Here is an 18125-nt window from a genome sequence, read left to right as displayed (position 1 = left end):
GAATTGCCTAACTGATCGAACTAGGCTTTTTTCTTAGCTCGCCCTGGTTCAAAAGGTAGGGATTCTCTATCTGTACTAGTGCCACCGGAAGTTTTAGCTTCTTCATCCACAATCTTCTGCAGATTTTCCGGTAGGGGTTCGCGTGACAGGATAAAGGTTTGGAAGGTCTGGAAGATGTTAGCCAACAGCATATACATCAGAACGCCCGCTGGCAGTGGGAAGAACAAGAACATCCCAGAAAAGAGAATGGGCGTAATCTTGTTGATCGTCGCCTGTTGGGGGTTGGAATTGGGCCCTTGACCTGACAAGAGCTGGTTGATGTACAAGCTAACGCCAAAGAAGAGCACCATGCCGACAATATCCCAGTGGATCGTGCCATCTGCATCCATTGCGCCTACTCGTCCTAGCGCATCAATGAAGAGAAAGCCTTTGTCGGCTGCTAGACCAGGAACCACCCCCTGAATAGTGGCTTCCCCAGGTTGTAAAGCCTCTAAATTGCCATTCTCATCAATGCGAACTTGCTCTTCGCCTTTAGTAATTGTCCAGCGAGGTTGAATTTCAGTTTCGGAATGCTCTTTTAGCAGGCTACTGAGCGGCTTACCTTCTACCGTTTGAAATTCAACTTTGGTTTTCTCGCCTACTGCTAAGCGGTTACCACCAGGAAGCAGAGCCACAACGGGCGCATGAATTTTGTCAGCGACAAAGATGTTCTGAGGGGCAGTTGCAAATGCTTGAGGCTGAACTTGAGTGATCTGCTCCTGAGGCAAGATCTGTAAATTGACGCTGTAGTTTATATCTGAGAACGGTGAACCACGCAGAGTTGCAAAGAGCGCAAATAGCACAGGCATTTGCACTAAAACGGGAAAGCAGCCTGCCAGTGGGTTGCCGAACTCTTTGTAAATTTTGCTCATTTCCTCCTGCTGTTTAGCCGGATCGTCTTTGTAACGCTCTTGAATTTCCTTGACCCGCTTTTGCATTACGGGTTGAGTTACGCGCATTCGGCGCATACTCCGGATCGAGCCAGCGCTGAGAGGATAGAGGGCAAAGCGAATCACTAGTGTCAGAGCCACGATGGCTAGACCGTAACTAGGCACAATCCCGTAGAAAAAGTCCAGGATTGGCAGCATGACATTGTTGGAGAGAAATCCTACACCGAAGTCCATTCGCTCTAAGTCAACCTACGTGCTCTGAATGTTCTAATCTAATCTATCTAATATTAATTCAGCCTGGAGAGGCATTGACATAAATAAAGCCCTTTAAGGGCTAAAGGAGGCGAGTCTAGGCGATCGCAAACAACCGTATTGCTGATCAAGACTAAAATGGATGGTCAAGACTAAGACTGCGCTGTTGGTAAGAAAGGGTTTTCAGGTTCTTAGCTTAGGAGGGTTAAGGGCTAAGATTTAGCACCTACCGCCCCACTGGCTTGCTGAGCTCTGGTGGAAAGCTTCTCATTGATGTAATCGTAGACCTCTCTAAATTTAGGCACCGATCGCAACTCTAGACGGCTGCCATCCTTGAGAGTGATGACCATATCGCCCCAGCCCCCCAGTCCGCGAGGTACAGTAACCACCTTGGCGATTTCGGAATAGATAATATCCGAGCGATCGCGTCCCATCCAACCCCCTGTTACAGAGATCCGACGGTTGGTAATGCGATAGCGAACCCACAAAGCGCGAACAATTGCTCCGACACTGAGGGGGATACAAATAATGGTGAATCCCAGTAACAGGTTAATGATCAGATCGCCAATGTGAGGACCACCCTCGTAGTACGCTTCCTCATTAATCGCCATTATCGTAAGACCTCAGCATCTGCCAACAACTGCTCTAATTCTCGCAGAATTTGATGATAATCGCACTGAATGGCTGCGGGACGTACCACAACCACCAGCTGCCAGCCCAAGGATAACTTAGGCAAGAATTGTCGCAGAGCAGCCCGAATCTGCCGCTTAATGCGGTTGCGTACTACGGCACGTTTACTGACTTTCTGACTAACAGAAATACCAATTTGAGTGGGTAATACTTGAGAGTGGCTGGAATGGTTGAAATGGCCTTGTTTATTTAAGGCTCGTAAGGTTAGATGCGCGGTTGAGCGACGAATTCCACCTTGATAGACAGCGCTAAAATCTTGTCGCCGTTTGAGCCGATTTAACTGGGGCAGGGACACGTCAGTCTTCGAGCCACTCCGTTAATTGAGATGAATAATGCCTAGACTGCAAGACGTTGGCGGCCTTTTTGTCTGCGGGCTTTGATGACTCGCTGGCCATTTTTAGTGCGCATACGAGCCCGGAATCCGGAAGTTCTTTTTCTTTTTCGAGAGGTACCGCCAAAAGTTCGCTTAGTCATAGTCCAAGTTGCTCCAAACGTGCTAACCGATAAGCGTGAAAAAAGCCACAGTCTACCATCGTACCACTGAATTTGGCTCGATTAGCTGATGCTCATTTCCCAAGTGCCCAAGTAACGGAGTAGCGGCACATCTCCAGGAGATAGAATCTGACAGTTGAAATAAAAGATGCCAGGGCTAGAGGGATTTTTGACGTTAGAGAAGACTAGCTCAACTGCACTGTTAGCAGGAATGGGTTCTTCAGGAATCAGTTCAATAACTCGACTTTCTTTATTCCAATTGACTTCTTGGAGGGGTACGCTCTTGCCTTTGACCCGAATCTCCATGTCTTTTTGATCGAATTTACCTTTGTAATAGTCGGGATAGGTAATACTGAATTGGGCAACTGCCAATTTCATTTTCTTGGCTGGAACTCGGAGGCGGTAGCGATCCCAACCGTTAGTATGGCCCCCAAAGTCCAAGCGGTAGCTGAGCCGATATTCTGGCTTGACGCCGCTAAAGATGGTCAATCCAGGCAAGCTTTGAGCCAACGTGACAGCAGGGATTGCACCCAATAAGCAACCTGCGATCGCGAGAGTAGAAAAAGCGCTTCGAGCTGTCAGTTTTTTAGAGAACATAAGCCTTGTGGTTGGACAATAGGGTTGAGTCGTTGAGTTGCAAAACTTCACCAATACTGACTGTACCAGGATTGATCAAGTTCCATCCTGAGCTGGGTGACGATACGCCTACTAAAAAGTGCCCTCTGCCTGAACCTAGACCCAACTTTAGGCTCATGAGGTCGGCAAAAAGTACTAGCGTAGGTTACTAAATTGATGAGCTTGGATGGTCATGGATTTTAGGCATGAGATGATGCATAAAACTCATGACATATCTAAATTACAGACCTAAAACAGGACTAAAAAAGTTGCAAAATTTCTCCTAGGTGATGAGAGCGGACATTTAGCAGAAAATGGCTCAGCTTGCTGCAACCAAAGAACTTGGTTCCATTGATGCTGTCTTCAAAGTTGTGTCTTTAAATATTGAAATCTATTAAAACAAGTTAAAGATACCTATCGGATTTTGGGGATCAACCTACTATGCGAAATACACCTCTACGCTTAGCTGGGAATCCCTAGAATTGTTTTTTTTAAGTCGAGTAAGTCAAGTCAATTTACAAGCTGACCCCATCTGTCATGATTGCTTAGGACAATATGGCCGAGTTAGCCAAGAGGAAGTAGAGCTTGTCTTTGGACAAGGCGCGATCGCTGGATGGGAAAGGGAGAATAATAGCAGGAGCGCTATTGCAACCAGCATCACACTTGGAAGTTAAGGTTTGGCGATTCGTTGGTCAGAAATGTAGCTTGGCTAAAATGGTTGGTTTGGTGCTGAGAGAGCGTTCAAAGCTTTGTTTTTATTAATGTTAGTAATAGAACAGATTCACTTCATGCCTGATGTGTATTCTGACAAGCGCAAGTGAGCGATCGCCCTCCTATAATTTTTGCTTTGCTCGAAATGAATTTACGTCTATGAATTTATACTGGCTAGATTTCACTTTGTCTTAAAAGCTGAGATCCGCCTCAAAATTCAGGCTGTATAGAAGTCAAAATTTCACCACCTTAAATTGCTGCTTCTAGAAGTGGCGAGTTATTGATTACGAAGGAGAGTTCATGAAAATAGCAGTTGCTAAAGAAAGTGAAGTCGGTGAGCGTCGGGTTGCCTTGATCCCAGATACGGTTGCTCGTTTAGTGAAGCAGGGAATAGAAGTTTTGGTTGAAGCGGGGGCTGGAGAACGAGCTTGCTTCTCGGATGATATCTACGAAGCCGCTGGAGCCAGAATTGTGAGCGATACAGCGGCTCTTTGGGGAGAGGCTGACGTGCTCCTGAAAGTATCACCGCTTCAAGAACGTGGGGATGGACAGCATGAGGCCGATTTGTTGCGAGAGGGCCAAGTAGTCATTGGTTTCCTTGATCCCTTAGGGACTCCGACCTTAGCTCAACGGTTGGCAGATCGCAAAGTGACAGCTTTCAGTATGGAAATGATTCCACGTACCACGCGAGCGCAAAGTATGGATGCTTTGTCGTCTCAAGCGAGTGTGGCGGGCTATAAAGCTGTTTTGATTGCTGCTGCTGCCTTACCCAAGTACTTCCCTATGTTGACCACAGCGGCGGGAACGATCCCCCCTGCCAAGGTGTTTATCATGGGGGCGGGAGTGGCAGGTTTGCAAGCGATCGCCACTGCTCGTCGTTTGGGTGCTGTGGTAGAAGCATTTGACATTCGTCCTGCGGTTAAGGAAGAAGTGCAAAGCTTAGGGGCAAAATTTGTCGAAGTCCCGATCGAAGAAGATACGGTAGCGGCAGGTGGATACGCCAAAGAAATTTCTGAGGCCGCTAAACAGCGATCGCGTGAAGTAGTTGCTGAGCATGTCAAGACCGCCGATGCTGTGATTACCACCGCTCAAGTTCCTGGCAGAAAAGCACCCCTGCTCGTCACTGAAGAAATGGTGGCTCAAATGAAACCAGGCTCAGTGATCGTGGATTTAGCAGCAGAGCAAGGCGGCAACTGCGCCTGTACGAAGCCAGGAAAGGACGTACTAGTAAATGGTGTGACTGTAATTGGCCCCATCAACCTGCCTTCTTCGGTGCCTATTCACGCCAGCCAAATGTATGCCAAGAACGTCTTGACCTTAGTGCAGCATCTGGTGAAAGACCAAGTGCTAAATCTGAACTTTGCTGACGACATTATCGATGCGGCTTGCATCACCCATGCGGGAGAAATTCGCAACCAGCGGATTAAGGATGCCTTGGCAGCAGCAAACGAACAAATAATGGAAAGGAGCCACTAACGTAATGGCAGCAGGATTAATTGCAGGACTCGTCGTTTTTGTCCTTGCCTCTTTTATAGGGGTGGAAGTGATCAACAAAGTACCGCCCACGCTCCATACACCCCTGATGTCTGGCTCTAATGCCATCTCTGGGATCGCTGTGATTGGTGCACTTCTAGTAGCTGGCCCTAGAGATTCGAACCTAAGCGTCATTTTGGGCTTGATTGCCATCGTTCTGGCAACAATCAACGTTGTCGGTGGCTTTCTAGTTACAGACCGGATGCTGCAAATGTTTAAGAAAAAAGAGGTGAAGGCATGAGCTACTTTGGTTCTACTGGCATCGAACTGAGCTACTTAATTGCCTCTTCTCTATTCATTATTGGTCTGAAGCGTTTGGGATCACCCGCTACAGCTCGCCAAGGCAACACGATCGCGGCAGTTGGGATGTTAATCGCCATCGTTGTTACCTTGCTCGATCGCAACGTCCTCAACTACGAAATGATTTTGTTGGGGATCGCTGCTGGCTCTGTGATCGGCGCGATCGCGGCCCAAAGAGTCGCCATGACCGAAATGCCCCAGATGGTGGGTCTGCTCAATGGGTTGGGTGGTGCTGCCTCGGCTCTAGTCGCGATCGCTGAATTTTGGCGGCTACTTGGCACCGCCGCCGCAGTGCCCCTAGAAGCCACAATCACCACCATTTTAGGAGTGCTAATTGGCGGGGTAACACTCACGGGTAGTTTGGTTGCTTTCGCCAAGTTGCAAGGCATTATGCCCGGTGCCCCTATTACCTTCGGGTTCCAACAGCCTTTTAACCTCTCGCTCTTGCTGATCTTTTTGGCAGGCAGTGCCTACCTAATAGTTGAACCTCACAACGCTTCTATCTTTCTAGGATTGGTTGGCATTTCCTTACTTTTGGGTGTGCTATTTGTGATCCCGATTGGGGGAGCAGATACGCCAGTCGTCATTTCGCTACTGAACTCTTACTCTGGCTTGGCGGCTAGTGCGGCAGGGTTCATCCTGGGTAACAACATGCTGATCATCGCGGGTGCTTTAGTCGGTGCCTCTGGGATCATTTTGACCCAGATTATGTGTAAGGCGATGAACCGATCCCTCACTAATGTGCTGTTCAGTGCTTTTGGCAGTGGTGTTGCTGCAACTACAGCCGAAGGCGCTCAGGGCGACAAAGTGATTCACTCCATCGACCCAGAAGAAGGCGCAATGATGCTGGGCTATGCTCGCTCAGTGGTGATTGTACCGGGATATGGCATGGCAGTTGCTCAAGCTCAACACTCAGTCCGAGAGCTGGCTGACCAATTGGAAAGACTGAATGTGACTGTGAAGTACGCCATCCATCCGGTAGCGGGTCGGATGCCTGGTCACATGAATGTGTTGCTAGCCGAAGCGAATGTGCCTTACCCCCAGCTCTGCGACATGGAAGACATTAACCCAGACCTCGATCGCACGGATGTGGCCTTGGTAATTGGAGCCAACGATGTCGTGAATCCAGCGGCACGGGATAATGCTAGCAGCCCGATCTACGGTATGCCCATTTTAGAAGTAGACAAGGCACTACACACAATTGTGATTAAGCGGGGAATGAGCACGGGCTTTGCGGGAGTTGATAACGATTTGTTCTACAAGGACAAAACGATGATGATGTTTGGCGGTGCCAAAGAAGTGGTAGACAAGTTGGTTTCGGAAGTGAAACAACTCTAAGTTAGAGACTTTAAACGTAAGAAGAGGGGTACAGCACTTGTATCCCTCTTTCTTTTTTATTTTATAGAGCTTTAAGCAAACTCCAATTCCTCGAAACAAATGAGCGAGAGGTTGCTGGGTTTCTGAATGATCTCTTTGGCGAGTAAATAACCCGCGATCGTCCAGGTTTGGTATCTTCTGGCTTCTTTACCAATCAGCCGCCCGTTTTTGCCGTCATAATATTCGGGCCATTCGTCCTCAGCTAAGCGATCCTCGGCAATTTTGAGGGCTTGTTTGCCAATTTCTGGCCGACCTGCCTTCTGGGCTGCTGCTGCCAACATCCAAAGTAAAACGGGCCAACTGCCGCCATTGTGATAAGACCAAGGTCGATTTTTGGGGTCACATCCAGTGAGAATTTTCCAGCCTTGATCTTCTAGGGCTGGATAACAAAGCTTCATCGGCATGTCTCCAACTAGATCTTCCCAACGGGATTCGATGAGCTGCAAAATTCCTTGAGATTGCTTCTTGCTCGACAGGCCAGAAAGTACAGCCATCAGGTTGCCCACGGCAAAGAAACGGCAGTCAATTTGGGAGGGGCCGAGGTTGCCTGCTAAGTAGCCCCCTTCTGTGGGTAGCCACTCGGTGAGTTGATAGAACGGAATGGAATCGGAGTAGATATTGAACTGGTTGAGAGCCTGCTCGCCATACTCTTCTACCTTGTAGCGGTAAATGACGTTGAGGCGGTGGGTGTCGAGCCAGTAGTTTTCGCGGATGTGCTTAGTGACTGGCTCCAAGCGAGAGTTGACCGCGTCGATGAAATATCGATTGTGCTTGGTAGGCAGCAACAACTCTTGGGCAGAGCGCAACGCGGCATAAAACAGAGATTGAATTTCTAGCGGGTGACCATAAAGCCCCATTCGACGATCAATCATGCAAGCGCCGTCTGGAACCAGCAGTGTGGGGTACATATCGAACCGAGCGACCAGGCAAAGCTCAACAATCAGCCGAATCCCTTGCTGGAAATCTTCTCGACTGACTAATTCTTCGTCGTGGGTAGCTTTGAAATAAGCCCGGAGCAAAATTAGCCACCATAGGCAAGAGTCAACCGGAGCAACCCTAGCGATCGCATGTTCCCCAAAATCTGCCTTGAGCCGTTCGTGCCCGTGGGATGACTCAACCTTGAAGCTGGCTGGCATCAAGCCACGGCCTGGTTTGGAGCAGTCAAACTGGCGTTTCTTAGGTTGCAGCTTGAGGGTTTCTTCTAGGAAATTGCGAACAATGTCGGTTCTGCCCCTGATCAGGAAGACGAGGGCAGAAGAAACAAAGTCACGAATGAAGCACTGATCGTAATTAAGGGCTGTGAGTTCTGGATCGCGGGCCGCCACTGTACCTACAGGACGGTCTTGGTAATAAATAATGGACTGTTCTAGGGCTTCCCATGCCTGTTGGTCGAGCGCTGATTTGGCCACTTCTGATGCTTGTTGTTCTAGAGTTGCTTTGCCCAAAGTTCCACCCCTCGCCGATTACTTTGTCTACATTTCCATAAAACTTGTGAATAGCGCTATTACTAAGCTGCTTAAGCAGAGTTGAGTGTAATTTTAAGAGTTTTTGATTTGTAGAGCGCTGTCTCAACTTAACGCAACTCAAAATGCTTGGCTTCTAACCTAGGAAAGCGATCGCATCAATAAAGCTCTGGCATTGAGCAGAATCTATAGGTTGTACCAGGAAAAATGCTCTAGCTGTTTGTTTAAAGGATTGGTATGGGGGATGAAGCTAGCGGTGCATAGTCAGCAGATGGGAACAATGCTTTAAACCAAGTGCTTTAACCATAGCCACGACCAAAGCACAACATTACGGCTGCAACAAAATGGCTCTACAAAACATCAAACGAAAGTTAGGCCAGAGCGGGAGATACCAGTTAGGCGTTTTTGTTTTGTTAGTGGCATTGACTGCGATCGCCTGCTTACTGCTTGTGCCTAAACCCAAGTCAGCGTTCCAGTCAACTGACTACGGAATCCAGTCGCAGTTAAGCTTCAACCAACCCCAGTTTTATCCTCTGAGCCAAAAACTACCCGCCAATCTCTATCAACCTGTAGGGGATTGGGTGGGTCGGCTGATCTTGCCTAGCCAAAACCTGTCTGACCCGAACCTATCTGATCCAAAGCTATCAAATGATCAGCAGTCACAACTTAATCCAGCAAGTGCTGCCTCAGATTGGGTCTGGATAGAAGTGCAGCACGCACCCAGCGAAGCGCAAAGCTTAGTTGGGAAAGTTGCCCGGTTGGAATGGAGTCCCCGACCAGAAGTTCAAGCTTATGTGCAAGCCGTCACGCAAAATGTCAGCTTTACGGCTAGGACCGAGACCAGTAAACAGCAGGGCAATGTCCATCCCGATCGCCTGAATGGTCACAAAGATGTAGGGCCATTGCAGTCTCTAGCTGGAGCCAGACCCAATGATGATGTCATCGTCACGCTCAAGGATGTCATCGTCCTCCCAGCAGGCAGTTCTTCCAGCATTCTCCAAATTAGTCAAGAACCTGTTCTAGCAACGGGACGCTTCTACGGATTGGTAAAAATTTTGGGCCTAGATGACCAGGCGGGTAAGCAAGCAGCGCTCAGCCTCTGCCCAAAACCTCCTTTCTGCGCTCATGAGTTTTTTCGCGTTCAACACTACAATTCAGTTTCTAAAAAATTTGATGGAGTTTTAGAAACGGTCCGCATCCCACAACAACTGGCTGGACGTAGCGGCATTGCGCCCTCAACTCCTCGCCACATCGAAACATCCCCCGCCGGAAAAGCAGGTTGGTACATTTATGGGGCCAAAAGTGCTGAAGGGGCTTTTGTGGTGCAAGCGATTCAGCCGCGATCGCTAGTACAGTTGCAGCCAGAGCGAGTCGTTTTAGGCCATCCCTCAGGATTAACTTACATCAACCAGCAAAACTGGCAGAAGGTTGAAACGCAGAAAGGCACTCTTCGGAAAGTTTTAGTTAAACCTGGCTCAACCGTCGCGAAGGCCAAAGCAATCCCTTTCAAGTGGAAGTTGGGCGATCGCGCGATCGTTCTACATGCTTTTGGCGGCATTGGTGGCAGAAAAGCAGAAGCGGCCCTAGGTTATACGGTCACGGGCCACTTTTCCTATGGGCTAGCCGAGGTCGTTCGTGAACCGTTGACCCAAGAGTTACAGTTTGCTGTTCAGTATCAGCAGGTTTACGCTCACAATCCCAATGCCATTATTTCGGGCACCACGACCTGGCCGAACTACATGGGCAATTTGCAGTGGGGTTGGCTGGGAACTCGGCCTGTTTCAGATGTCCTAGTGAAATTTGACCCAGTGCTGCGAGACTATGACTTCGGTGGCATTACGCTCTCGCCCCTACGAGAATTTCAGCAACAGTTACAGGTAATGATGGCGCGGTATCGAGTGGGAGACGGCACAGGGAGCGCTACCGTAACGCCTGCAACCTCTTGCGTGCAAGACTCTAACCAAGCCCTTTATGCCACGATTCTGCATATCAAGCAGCAAGTCAGTTCCAATCCAGCGATTCAAAGTTGGCTAGCCGCGCATCCTAACGACGAGCAAACCCTAAAGTTTCAGCGGCTCGTATCCTTAGCCAAAGATCTCGAACAGCAGCTGATTCCACTAGGGATTTTGCGATCGGATTGGCAACAAAACGCAACTGCTTTAGCGGGAACCAGTTCTCGACCAGGCTTTACGAGTAGCCGTGACGCATTAGCAGGGCTGACCAGTTGGCGAACCATGATTCCCCGACAAGCCCAAGATGAATTGGCTAACTTGTTCTTGCAACACGGGGCACAGCTCTGGTTTCTCCGCACGAATCAAGTAGGCGGCTGGAACCCAGATATTGTCCCCGTTGCACCTACTGCCTTATTAGGCCAGCTAACCGTTCCAGTTGCAAAAGCTCCGATCGCTTCTATTTTGCTCAGTCGGGTTTTAAGTGCTCTGAATCCTTCTGATCTACGAGGTTGGCTGATTACAGTAGGGTTGCTGTTCCTTTACGGAGCGATCGCTTTACCTCTAGGCTTTGCCTCTGGTTTTCTACAAGTCAACCCTTGGCCTGCCAACTGGCTCAGCTACTTTTTGTTGACCCTAAGAGCATTACTCACACCAGCGCTATTAGAGGAGTTAGGCTTCCGAGTATTGCTACTTCCCCATCCCACAGTGGGGGTGGCTTGGTATATCTGGACTGGCTGGGCAACACTGAGTTTACTGCTATTCATCCTCTATCACCCGCTCAACGGCAAAACTCTGTATAAGGCTGGTGCAACTACCTTTCTCGATCCTATTTTTCTGATTTTGACAGGCTTACTAGGGCTGACTTGTACACTGGCCTATGGGGTGACAGGCTCTTTGTGGGCGATCGCTTTTGTTCATTGGGTGGTTGTAGTCGTTTGGCTGATCGGGTTAGGTGGACACCAAAAACTCAATCTAGCTCCATCAAGCAGCTCAAAGCTTTCCAGTTCTGATCTAGAGAAGCGATCGCAACCATAAAGCAATAGCTTGGAGTTGGCCTCAACTTTGCTTGCCGTTCCGGATTCAAACGTCAAATCTCCACGGTATTTGGAAAATTTAGGGCGATCGCCCCTTTGGTTACAATAAGGGCAACTGCTCAAGAGCTTTCACGATGAGCCAATCTACTACTCCAATTAACTCCAAATTGATTGATTCTCTTGCTCAAATTATTCTGTCTCTGACCGCTGAAGAACGCCGACTGCTAGAGCAAAAAATTCAACACTCTCAGTTTTCAGAAGAGGAATTGAAAATAAAGCAACAAGCCTTGCAACAAGATATTGCAATTGGTGCAGAACAACTAAGAGGCGGCGATTACACGGAATACGATGACGCATCGTTACCCAGCTTGCTAGACACTATTAGGACTCGCGGCAAGCTGAGATTGCAACAGGAGCCAGTTGAATGAATCGCTATCGCCTCTCTAAGCAGGCAGAGCAAGATTTAGAGGATATCTGGATATACCTTGCCCAACAAGATGAAATTTTAGCCGACCAGCAAGTTGCTCAAATCCTTAACCGATTTCCAATGCTGGCTCAGTTTCCTGATATGGGTAGGCAGCGCGATAATTTGCTCCCCAACTTAAAAAGCTTTCCGCTTAAGTCCTACATTATCTTCTATACAAAAATCTTGGATGGTGTTGAAATTATGAGGATTCTGCATCAATCAAGAGACATTGAAAACCAATTCTCGTAATCCCAACTGCTACTACTAAGCTAGGTGCTCATATCGCTCGACGAGTTCCTGACGCTTCTGCTGCCACCAGTCATCCGTTGCTTCAATTGGCTCTCCACTATCAATGCCTTTTAGTAGTAGCCCTTCGACCTGCTCTTGCTGGCTAAGCCGCTCCTGCTCTTGCAGAATCAGGTGATAGACGTACTCGCTAGCCGTATCGAAACCAGCGGCGGTTGCTTGCTGATCTAAGAATGATTGAATTTGGTCTGGAAGTGAGATATTCACCATTGATGATTGCAACCTCAAAAGACTAAAATCTCCTGTCTCACAATCATTCAATGACGTAGTCAGGAGATCCTTTAATCTTTAGTTTAGATGCGGATGAAAGGACTTGAACCTTCACTCCGTGAGGAACTAGAACCTAAATCTAGCGCGTCTGCCAATTCCGCCACATCCGCCTGTTATCTAGCTTAACTATGATAGCAGAGCAAAACGAAAATCAACTACTGGTAGCGAATAAATATTGAAATTGGAGCTGGCAATTAGGGGCGATCGCCCCGATTGAGATTCTCAGCAGGCTGGGGATCGGCTTTCCCCCTGGAGAAGGAGCAAAGAGCCGTCAAATTTCCATAACTTATAACTAGAGAGGACAATCTCCCTAGGAGATACGGAATATTGATCTAGTCCCGTGTAATTTTTGTTTAGGGACATAGGAACAAATTAAGTCATGAAGCAGTGGCAACGGGGGCTCCGTTATCTCTACCTAAGGTTCATCCGGTTGCAAGCAACACCTGAGCAGATCTCACGGGGTTTTGCTTTGGGCATTTTTTGGGGGATGTTTCCGCTCCCTGGACTGCAAATGGCGATCGCAGTCGTAAGTGCCGCTGTGCTTCGTGGCAGCAAACTGGCGGCGGCGGCAGGGACTTGGTTTAGCAATCCTTTGACCACTCTACCGTTGACTGCGTTTAACTTTCATGTGGGGCAGTCGGTGCTAGGACGGGAGTGGGAAGACTTACCAACCGAAAACTTGCGATCGCTCGATACAGTTTTGGAACTGGGTGGCGACTTCTTCACCAGCTACTTGATGGGTTGTTTAATCATCGGGTTGGCTTTTGGGGTGGTCAGTTATCTTGTGGGTATTCCAGTTATTGATGAGATTCAGCGGCGCAATCTAGCCCGCCGATTAAAGCGGCGCAAGGCCCGTTTTTACAAGCATTTGCAGTATCGCGATCGCTCGCAATTTCATTGAATTCTAGATCACAGAACAGTAGGTTGTAGTTTGTAGCCAGTTGTAGAGCTAACCCAAGGCCAATTGCAGCAGCCTGGAACCTGATGAGCTGAGTTGCAGTCAAAGTGAACAAAGCCAATCACGTTGCCAGATACTCAATGGCGGCGGTCATGGCTGCAACTCCTGCTTGCTCAGGTTACTAGACAACATTTGCTGTTCAAACTTAATTTTGTGGTGTGGAGGTTTAGCATATTGCTAAATCATGGGACTTGTTTGAGTTTTTTAACAGTTAATAAAGTAATTAATGTATTTCTGCAACCTTATATCAATTGAGAGCTTGCTCCGCCAAGGTTAAGCAAAGGTCAAGGCAGAATAGAGGGCAGTGTTGGCACTGAACCCAATTCATTAGTAAGCAAATGTTGTTGTAGGTATGGCGAGAAAAGCCTGTTGTGACTCATTAAACCCAGATTGACAAACGAAGTGACTGTTATGCGTGTCCCAACTCTTGCACTTTGTACCCTAGCTGCTGTGGCGGCCTGGGATTTAACTCACCAAGCGAGCGCTGGTCAGGCACCGAAAGCCGTCGCCCCACAGCCCACAGCCAGCAACTTTGTCGTTCCTGCTGAAACCACTGCGCCCACGACGGTAGAAGCGATCGCCCCCCCAGAAACTCTAGTCGCTCAGCAGTTTTCAGACAATACGACCCAGGTGAGCGACAGCGCTCAGTACTACCAACAATATCAACCCGCTGTCGTAGTCCCAACTGCGCCCATTCAACCTCCGACTCAGCCTGCCGCCTTCCCCACGCCCTCTACTCCAAAAACTACGGGCTCTAATGCGATCGCTCCTAAGCCTCAAGTTGCCGCTACGCCCAATCGCACAACCACACCACCCGCTACCAATGGCGATCTGGTCGTCACTGCCACGGATGTGCAAATCCTAGGAGCCAACGAAGACCTGCAACGAATCATCCAAAATGTGATTCGCACTCGCACAGGTGGAAACACGAGCCAAAGCCAATTGCAAGATGATGTGAGCCGAATTTTGAGTACAGGGCTATTTGCCACTGCGAGGGTCAGCAGCCGTAGTAACCCTTCGGGCTTGGATGTCACCTATCAAGTCACGCCAGTGGTGGTGCGATCGCTGCAACTGACTGGGGCCAAAGTCCTCACTCCCGCGATCGCCCAAGAATTATTTGCTGCTCAGTTAGGTGCTCCAGCGAGTCCCGCCGCCCTCGACCAAGCGGGACGCAATGTTAATGAGTGGTACAAGAAAAATGGTTACTCTCTAGCCAGGGTCATTGCCATTGAACCCAGCCAAAACGGGGTCGTTACTCTAGAAGTAGCGGAAGGAACGGTTGGTAAAATCAACTTCCTCTTTGTGAATACCCAGGGAGAAACCGTCGATGAAGAAGGCAAAACGATTCAGGGTAGAACTCAGGAATCATTTCTGAGACGAGAAATCCAGTTGCAGCCAGGACAAGCCTTCCGAGAAGACGTGGTACGGCAAGATTTACAGCGCCTCTACCAACTGGGCTTGTTTGATAATGCCGAAATTACGTTAGATGGTGATTCTCGGCAGGTGGATGTCACCTACAATCTTACAGAGCGTTCGCCCAGAGCCGTAAACGTGGGGGCTGGCTACAGCGAAGACAGTGGGCTTTATGGCACCGTCAACTACCAAGACCAAAACATTGGCGGCGTGGGCCAAAGTGTTGGCGGTAATGTGCTGGTGGGTCGCCGAGATGTGCAGTTTGATGCCAACTTCAAGAGTCCTTACCGTGCCAGCCAACCTGACAAGATTGGTTATCAAGTAGATACCTTCCGCAAACGAGGTCTTTCCTCCACGTTTAACGAAGATATTGGGCTACCCAACGGCGACAAAGTTCGCGAAGGTAAGTTTGGGGGTGGTGTCACGCTCCAAAGACCGTTGGGAGATTGGCAAGGTTCGGCGGGGCTGAACTATACTCGCACCAGCATCCGGGACAGCGAAGGCAATATTTCCCCAGTAGATGAACTTGGCAATCCTCTTTCCTTCAGCGGTACAGGCATTGATGATCTGACGACGGTTTCGTTTGGAGCCACGCGCGATCGCCGCAACAATCCTGTGAACCCAACCGATGGTTCAGTGTTGACCCTCAGCACCGCTCAATCGGTTCCTGTAGGACAGGGCAATATTCTCTCGAATCGGCTGCAAGCAAACTACACGCAGTATGTCCCAACTCGCATCATCAACTCTAGCGAGAAAGAGCCAGAAGTCTTTGCCTTCAACTTGCAAGGAGGAACCACAATTGGTGATCTGCCTCCCTACAATGCTTTCAACTTAGGTGGCCCGAATACAGTACGGGGTTACGGCCAAGGGGAAGTTGCTACGGGTCGCAGCTATGTTTTAGCCTCCGCGGAGTACCGCATTCCCATCTTGTCATCGCCTGTGAGTGGAGTAGTGTTTGCGGACTTTGCCTCCGATTTAGGCTCTGGCAATACGGTTCCTGGCGATCCAGGGGCGGTGCGGGAGAAACCAGGTACAGGATTTGGCTATGGGCTGGGAGTGCGAGTTAAGTCGCCTCTGGGCATCATTCGGGCTGATTACGGTATCAACGATCAAGGAGACGATCGCCTCCAGTTCGGTCTAGGGCAGCGGTTCTAAGCTAGCAGTTCTAAGCTAGAGTGAACGAAAAGGGGTTGGCTGTTGGCAATTGGCTAACCCCTCCCCAACCCCTCCCCGAAGCGCAGAGTGGCTTTTAAGTTCTCCATTCCCTTGTAGGGAAGGGGGTTAGGGGGTTAGGTCAGAATAATAGCTGCTAACCGCTAACAACATGGACACACTCCTCGGCAAAACCTTACAGGGTGGCAAATATACCCTAGAGCAAGAACTAGGGCGGGGTGGCTTTGGCATTACGTTCAAGGCCATCCATCGCTATTTGGGGCAACCTGTGGTGATCAAAACCCTGAATGAAGGGATGCGCCAGCAACCAAACTATGCCGAGTTTGAGCTTAAGTTTCAGGATGAAGCTCGGCGATTGGCATTGTGTGTGCATCCCAATATTGTGCGGCTGAGCGACTTTTTTATCGAGGATGACCGCTCCTACATGGTGATGGACTACATCCCTGGCTCCACGCTAGAGGCTGTGGTTTTTCCAGATCATCCTTTGTCAGAGGCGATCGCGATTCACTACATGCGGCAGATTGGTGACGCTCTGAAAGTGGTACACCGCAATGGGTTGCTGCACCGAGATATCAAACCCCAAAACATTATTCTGCGCCAAGGCACTCAAGAAGTGGTGCTGATTGATTTTGGCATTGCGCGAGAGTTTACTCCCGGTGTGGCCCAAACTCATACGAGCATGATTTCGTCGGGTTATGCGCCGATTGAGCAATATGTTTCTCATGAAAAGCGTACTCCAGCCACAGATGTGTATGGGTTGGCAGCAACTTTGTATGCTCTATTGACCGCTCAAATTCCGGTCGCATCGATTTTGCGCGATCGCCAACAAATGCCTGCCCCGCGAGATCTCCGCCCTGAACTCAGCCCAGCAGTAAACCAAGCGGTGATGCGAGGGATGGCGGTGGAAGTGCATTATCGTCCTGCAACGATTGATGAATGGCTGGCGATGCTACCAGAGGCGGCACCCACGACACCCGCAGCACCTGTAGCAGCAACTCAGACTGTGGCGACAGTAGCAGTGGCTCCCCGAAATCCGGTGGTATCACCCCAACCTACTCCAGTAGGCGATCGCACGAATGCGATGATTCCCGATAGGCGAACTGGTGTGCCTCTACCTTTGCTCCTAGGAGGCGTGGCGATCGCGACTGTGGCTGCGGTGGCGTTAGGAACAGTGGCGCTGAAGTCTCGCCAACCTGCGACAGAAATGACTGTGACTTCCAGTGCCTCCCCTAGCCCAGAGGTGACACCCACACCTACCCCTGCTCTCTCTCCTACACCTAGCATCACACCTTCTGAGCCTCCCCCGCTAGAAGCTTCGCCTACTGTTACCCCAACGCCAGTAATAGAGCCTTCTCCACCGATTAATTTTGAGGAACCAGCGGATCAACCTAAGGAGAAACCAACAAGAAATGAGACGGGCGATCGCACTTCCACAATTCCAAGCAACCAACCCGTACCCGGAATTCCCACGGGCAGCTCCAAAAGTGAAGTGGAACAAGTGTTAGGAGCACCTGCTAGCCTCCAGACGGGCTATTGGCCCAATACTCGCTCGGCTTTGTATGATTTGGGCAATGGCGTAAATCTGGGCTACATCTACGATCGCGACTCGAATCGAGTGCGGCAAACAGAGGTGTCGTTTCCTCCCTCATCTGATCCGTTGGTGATGCGGGTAGCGCTAAATGGCATGCTCAGCGGCGGGTCTAGTGAGGAGATTGAAGCGGCCTTAAAACAAGTGCGCGATCGCCAAACCAGTCAATATTCATTCGAGCGCAATGGGGTAAAGGGTGTGATCCAGCGAGATGATCGCGATCGGATTTACATCGGGGTGTGGGATGCAGATTTGCATTGAGGCGATCGCTGCATTACGGCGTGCTCTCTACCACCTAACTAGATACTGATTCCCTAGAGCGATCGCCAAATCAACCAATATCCGTTTGAGCGCATAGACCAACCATTAGGCAAATAACAATCGACCTTTAGGTTCCGGAATGGGTCGTCCTAGCTCTTGCGAAGTTTCAAGCCATTCGTGAATCACAACTTCGACGTTTTGCACTGCTTCCTGGTAGGTTTCACCATCTGCCACACAACCAAGCAATTCGGGCACTTCGACGATGAAGGCCTGATCGACTTCGCTCCAGTAAATAATTAGTTCGTACTTAACTTGCATATTGGCTATTGCTTTTCTCTAAGC

Annotated in this window: 17 protein-coding genes and 1 tRNA gene; 9 read left to right on the top strand and 9 right to left on the bottom strand. The window is 49.4% G+C overall.

Annotated features, from left to right (window positions below):
- Positions 1–20: 20 nt before the first annotated feature.
- The 5 genes from yidC to KME12_04480 all read right to left on the bottom strand — a co-directional run bounded on the left by yidC (position 21) and on the right by KME12_04480 (position 2960).
- Positions 21–1163 carry a membrane protein insertase YidC gene (yidC, locus tag KME12_04500; GenBank protein MBW4487030.1) on the bottom strand — a complete coding sequence of 381 codons (1143 nt, stop codon included), beginning with the start codon at positions 1161–1163 and terminating at the stop codon, positions 21–23.
- Between the two features lie 230 nt (positions 1164–1393).
- Entirely contained in the window at positions 1394–1792 is a 399-nt protein-coding gene (locus KME12_04495) for a PH domain-containing protein (protein MBW4487029.1), read from the bottom strand.
- Complete coding sequence (rnpA, locus tag KME12_04490; GenBank protein MBW4487028.1) at positions 1792–2166, bottom strand: ribonuclease P protein component; 375 nt, start codon at positions 2164–2166, stop codon at positions 1792–1794. The genes KME12_04495 and rnpA overlap by 1 nt, the downstream gene beginning before the upstream one ends.
- Positions 2167–2207: 41 nt before the next feature.
- On the bottom strand, positions 2208–2345 hold the full coding sequence (gene rpmH / locus KME12_04485; GenBank protein MBW4487027.1) for a 50S ribosomal protein L34: 138 nt from the start codon (positions 2343–2345) through the stop codon (positions 2208–2210).
- An 81-nt stretch (positions 2346–2426) separates the two neighbouring features.
- Entirely contained in the window at positions 2427–2960 is a 534-nt protein-coding gene (locus tag KME12_04480; GenBank protein ID MBW4487026.1) for a DUF2808 domain-containing protein, read from the bottom strand.
- Between the two features lie 1029 nt (positions 2961–3989).
- On the opposite strand from KME12_04480, the gene KME12_04475 reads away from it, so the two are divergent.
- The 3 genes from KME12_04475 to KME12_04465 are packed head-to-tail and all read left to right on the top strand — an operon-like array spanning position 3990 to position 6860.
- Positions 3990–5165, top strand: a complete 1176-nt coding sequence (locus tag KME12_04475; protein ID MBW4487025.1) for a Re/Si-specific NAD(P)(+) transhydrogenase subunit alpha — start codon at positions 3990–3992, stop codon at positions 5163–5165.
- A 4-nt stretch (positions 5166–5169) separates the two neighbouring features.
- Positions 5170–5463, top strand: coding sequence for an NAD(P) transhydrogenase subunit alpha (locus KME12_04470; GenBank protein ID MBW4487024.1), 294 nt, complete (start codon positions 5170–5172; stop codon positions 5461–5463).
- Complete coding sequence (locus KME12_04465) at positions 5460–6860, top strand: NAD(P)(+) transhydrogenase (Re/Si-specific) subunit beta (GenBank protein ID MBW4487023.1); 1401 nt, start codon at positions 5460–5462, stop codon at positions 6858–6860. Before KME12_04470 ends, KME12_04465 begins: the two co-directional genes overlap by 4 nt.
- 71 nt (positions 6861–6931) lie before the next feature.
- Here the strand turns inward: KME12_04465 and KME12_04460 are convergent, their stop codons facing one another.
- A complete protein-coding gene (locus tag KME12_04460; protein ID MBW4487022.1) occupies positions 6932–8308 on the bottom strand; it encodes a glycoside hydrolase 100 family protein in 1377 nt (458 codons plus the stop codon).
- A gap of 398 nt (positions 8309–8706) precedes the next feature.
- Between KME12_04460 and KME12_04455 the strand changes: the two genes are divergently transcribed.
- From KME12_04455 to KME12_04445, 3 genes are all read left to right on the top strand, one after another.
- Entirely contained in the window at positions 8707–11349 is a 2643-nt protein-coding gene (locus KME12_04455; protein MBW4487021.1) for a CPBP family intramembrane metalloprotease, read from the top strand.
- A 133-nt stretch (positions 11350–11482) separates the two neighbouring features.
- Positions 11483–11776: a hypothetical protein gene (locus KME12_04450; GenBank protein ID MBW4487020.1), complete on the top strand. Its 294-nt coding sequence runs from the start codon at positions 11483–11485 to the stop codon at positions 11774–11776.
- Positions 11773–12063, top strand: coding sequence for a type II toxin-antitoxin system RelE/ParE family toxin (locus KME12_04445; GenBank protein ID MBW4487019.1), 291 nt, complete (start codon positions 11773–11775; stop codon positions 12061–12063). The genes KME12_04450 and KME12_04445 overlap by 4 nt, the downstream gene beginning before the upstream one ends.
- 15 nt (positions 12064–12078) lie before the next feature.
- Here the strand turns inward: KME12_04445 and KME12_04440 are convergent, their stop codons facing one another.
- Positions 12079–12330, bottom strand: coding sequence for a type II toxin-antitoxin system ParD family antitoxin (locus tag KME12_04440; protein ID MBW4487018.1), 252 nt, complete (start codon positions 12328–12330; stop codon positions 12079–12081).
- Positions 12331–12418: 88 nt separating this feature from the next.
- Positions 12419–12500: transfer RNA gene (locus KME12_04435), tRNA-Leu, on the bottom strand.
- A gap of 269 nt (positions 12501–12769) precedes the next feature.
- Here KME12_04435 and KME12_04430 point away from each other — a divergent pair.
- The 3 genes from KME12_04430 to KME12_04420 all read left to right on the top strand — a co-directional run bounded on the left by KME12_04430 (position 12770) and on the right by KME12_04420 (position 17783).
- Positions 12770–13291, top strand: a complete 522-nt coding sequence (locus KME12_04430; GenBank protein ID MBW4487017.1) for a DUF2062 domain-containing protein — start codon at positions 12770–12772, stop codon at positions 13289–13291.
- A gap of 468 nt (positions 13292–13759) precedes the next feature.
- Positions 13760–15916: a BamA/TamA family outer membrane protein gene (locus KME12_04425; protein ID MBW4487016.1), complete on the top strand. Its 2157-nt coding sequence runs from the start codon at positions 13760–13762 to the stop codon at positions 15914–15916.
- 169 nt (positions 15917–16085) lie between these two features.
- Positions 16086–17783 (top strand): protein kinase, encoded by a 1698-nt coding sequence (locus KME12_04420; GenBank protein MBW4487015.1) that lies wholly within the window; start codon positions 16086–16088, stop codon positions 17781–17783.
- A gap of 105 nt (positions 17784–17888) precedes the next feature.
- Here KME12_04420 and KME12_04415 read toward each other — a convergent pair whose 3' ends face one another.
- Positions 17889–18101: a type II toxin-antitoxin system HicB family antitoxin gene (locus KME12_04415; protein ID MBW4487014.1), complete on the bottom strand. Its 213-nt coding sequence runs from the start codon at positions 18099–18101 to the stop codon at positions 17889–17891.
- Between the last annotated feature and the right edge of the window lie 24 nt (positions 18102–18125).

Origin of the sequence: Trichocoleus desertorum ATA4-8-CV12 (assembly GCA_019358975.1) — a bacterium.
Lineage (GTDB): Bacteria > Cyanobacteriota > Cyanobacteriia > FACHB-46 > FACHB-46 > Trichocoleus > Trichocoleus desertorum_A.
Note: the sequence above shows the minus strand (reverse complement) of the source record. Positions and strands in the feature narration are given on the sequence as shown.